Here is a 3,476-nt window from a genome sequence, read left to right as displayed (position 1 = left end):
CGTTTGCGAATCATTCACAACGCGAGGAGAGACCGTGAATATAACAAAAGCCGCCTTAGTGGCCGCCTTTACGCTTGCAACGTCCACGGCCGTGTCGGCCAGCCCCCTGGGTCAGCCCGGGGGCTACCACCACGGCTATCAGAAAAGCCCCGCCCGTTCGCCGATGGCCAGCCCCTACTGGTGGCCGGAAACCCTGGATCTGCGCCCGCTGCGTCAGCACGCGGAAAAATCCAGCCCGGTGGCGGACGATTTTGATTACGCCGAGGCCTTCGCCGAGCTCGATCTGGACGCGCTGAAAGCGGACCTGCGCGCGCTGATGACCGACTCTCAGGATTGGTGGCCCGCGGATTACGGCCACTACGGCCCGTTCTTTATCCGCATGGCCTGGCACAGCGCCGGCACCTACCGCGTGCACGATGGCCGCGGCGGCGCCCGCGGCGCCCAGCAGCGTTTCGAGCCGCTCAACAGCTGGCCGGACAACGTCAGCCTGGATAGGGCCCGCCGTCTGTTGTGGCCGCTTAAGCAGAAGTACGGCAACCGTATTTCCTGGGCCGACCTGATGGTGCTGGCCGGCACCGTGGCCATGGAAGACATGGGCTTCAAGACCTATGGCTTCGCCGGTGGCCGCGAGGACGATTGGGAAGCGGACATCACCTACTGGGGCTCGGAGACCGAGTGGCTGGGCGATGAGCGCCACGACGAGGACGGCAAGCTGGAGAAGCCGCTGGCCGCCGTGCAGATGGGCCTGATCTATGTGAACCCGGAGGGCCCCAACGGCAAGCCGGATCCAATGCTCTCGGCGCAGTCGATCCGCCAGAGTTTCGCCCGCATGGCCATGGGCGATGAAGAGGTGGTGGCGCTGATCGCCGGCGGTCATACCTTCGGCAAAGCCCACGGTGCGCACAAGGCGGAGGATTGTCTGGAAGCGGAGCCCGCCGCCGCGCCCATCGAGCAACAGGGCCTGGGCTGGAAGAACAACTGCGGCTCCGGCAAGGGCGCCGACACCTACACCAGCGGCCTGGAAGGCGCCTGGTCGGTGAACCCCACCGCCTGGACGCACCAGTACCTGGACAACCTGTTTGGCTATGAGTGGGTGCAGACCAAGAGTCCGGCCGGCCACATTCAGTGGATCCCCGCCGACGGTCAGGCCGCCAACCTGGTGCCGGACGCGCACATCGAAGGCAAGCGCCACGCCCCGATCATGTTCACCACCGACCTGGCGCTGAAGGTCGATCCGCAATACCGCAAGATCGCCAAGCGCTTCCATGAAAACCCGGAAGAGTTCGAGGACGCCTTCGCGCGCGCCTGGTTCAAGCTGACCCACCGGGACATGGGCCCGCGCGCCGGCTACCTGGGCCCGGACGTGCCCGACGAAGCCTTGATCTGGCAGGACCCGATTCCGGAAGTGGATTACAAGCTGATCTCCAAGGGCGACGCGGAAGACCTTAAAGAGGAAATCCTCGCGTCCGGGCTCACCGTGCCGCAGCTGGTGCGCACCGCCTGGGCCTCCGCCTCCACCTTCCGGGGTTCCGACCTGCGCGGCGGCGCCAACGGCGGCCGGGTCGCGCTGGCGCCGCAAAAGGACTGGCCGGTGAACGACCCTGAAGAGCTGGATCAGGTGCTGGCGACGCTGGGACAGATCCGCGCCGACTTCAACGAAGGGGGGCTGTTCCGCCGCAGCAAAATCTCCCTGGCGGACATGATCGTGCTGGGCGGGGCCGCGGCCATCGAGAAAGCCGCCGCCGACGCCGGCCACGACATCGAGGTGCCGTTCACCCCGGGGCGTGCCGACGCCACTCAAGCCATGACCGATGTGGAGGCGTTCGCGGTGATGGAGCCCCAGGCGGACGGGTTCCGGAACTACTTCAGTGAAGAGAGCCGGCTTTCCCCCACCGACAGCCTGGTGGACAAGGCCGACCTGCTGACGCTGAGCGTGCCGGAAATGACCGTGCTGGTGGGCGGCATGCGCAGCCTGGACGCCAACGTGGACGGCGCCGACCACGGCGTATTCACCGATCGCCCGGGCACCCTGAGCAACGACTTCTTCGTCAATCTGCTGGACATGTCCACCCGGTGGGCGCCGTCGGAAAACAACGAAGGTCTTTACGAAGGGCGCGATCGCCAGAGCGGCGAGCTGAAGTGGACCGCCACGCCGGTGGACCTGATCTTCGGTTCCAACGCCGAGCTGCGCGCGGTGGCGGAGTACTACGCTCTCAGCGACAACGACGATAAGTTCGTGAGCGACTTCGTGGCCGCCTGGACCAAGGTGATGAACCTGGACCGCGCCGCGCTCTGACACCCTGCTTCAGAACTTTTTCAGGCAACCCTCCCGCCGGCCCGTGCAAGGCCGGCGGACTTCCCCTAGCGGCGACACCCTGTCGCCGCTTTTTTTTGCGCTAGCGGGCCAGTTTCTTCACCGGCGTAAAGCTGGTGTCCGCTTTCAGCCGCTGGACCCGTTTCGGGAACTGCTCCCGGCGCGCCCGTTCGCCCAGCCGTATCAGGCTCCGGTTCACCGACGGCACGCTTTTGCGCACCAGCTCCGCGCCCAACCTTAACGGTATCTGCGCCGGCCACACGTACTTGGTGGCGGTGCGCGGCAGCCCCAGCTTATCGCCGGCGTCGTCGCCCAGGACGTAACGGGTATAGCCGGCGCGCAGGGTGTATTCCAGCTTGCCGAGACGCTTCGCCAGCCAGCCGTCGCCGCTGTCCTGCAGCGAGGCCCGGGCCAGCGCCTCGCCCAGGCGGCGGCTGTCCTCGTCGCTCTCGCCGATGGTGGCGATCACCTGGTAGAGCGCGCGCATGGCATCCGCCTCGCAGGCCGGCAGCAGGCGTTCGTCCACGCCCATCAGGTAGCCCACGTAGCGCCACAGGTGCACCACCGCTTCCCGCTCGCGCTTGCTGAACAGAAAGCCCAGCGAGCGCAGACCGGAGAGAAAGATCACCGAAAATTCCAAGATCGTGGCCATGGAATCCCACTGGTTCAGCGGGTGCCCCCAGGCCGGGTCCCACTTGTCGGACTTGAGCAGCATGGCGCGCACCTGGGCGTGCATCAGGCGCACGCGCACGGCGCTTTTGAAGCCGTCGCGGTCACGCTCCAGGCCGCCGGGGGTGGTCACGTCGATCCAGAATTTGCCGGTCTCCACCAGCCGCCGGTTGGCCATGCGGTCCAGCTCGCCGGTGAACGCCAGCGGCTTGGCCGCCGCCGCCGCCAGATAGCCGCCCATCAGGGACAGATTGCGCAGTACCAGTTCGCCGGCCAGGCCCACGCGGTGGGAGACCTCGCAGGCCAGCCGGAGCTGTGCCCGGTCCAGCCAGATGGGTTCGTGGTCGACCTGGTGAAACAGCGCGGTCAGTTCAGCCGGGGCGTCCTCGACGCTGTTGATGCCGTGCTCCAGAGCCTGATCCACCCGCTTGCGGCCCTCGCCCGTGGGCAGACGGTGGTACATGGCGACCACCGCGTCGGCGAGCGGGTCCCC

Annotated in this window: 2 protein-coding genes; one reads left to right on the top strand and one right to left on the bottom strand. The window is 66.9% G+C overall.

The window, feature by feature from the left end:
• Positions 1 to 34 precede the first annotated feature (34 nt).
• On the top strand, positions 35 to 2,296 hold the full coding sequence (gene katG / locus ACEQZD_RS05575) for a catalase/peroxidase HPI (protein WP_370184485.1): 2,262 nt from the start codon (positions 35 to 37) through the stop codon (positions 2,294 to 2,296).
• Positions 2,297 to 2,396: 100 nt separating this feature from the next.
• On the opposite strand, the gene ACEQZD_RS05570 is transcribed toward katG, so the two are convergent.
• On the bottom strand, positions 2,397 to 3,476 hold a 1,080-nt coding region (locus ACEQZD_RS05570; protein ID WP_370184483.1), incomplete at its 5' end, for an oxygenase MpaB family protein.

Origin of the sequence: Alloalcanivorax sp., from assembly GCF_964221125.1 — a bacterium.
In the GTDB taxonomy this organism is placed as follows: Bacteria; Pseudomonadota; Gammaproteobacteria; order Pseudomonadales; family Alcanivoracaceae; genus Alloalcanivorax; species Alloalcanivorax venustensis.
The sequence above is the reverse complement of the archived record's forward strand: the minus strand, read 5'-3'. Positions and strand labels throughout refer to the sequence as shown.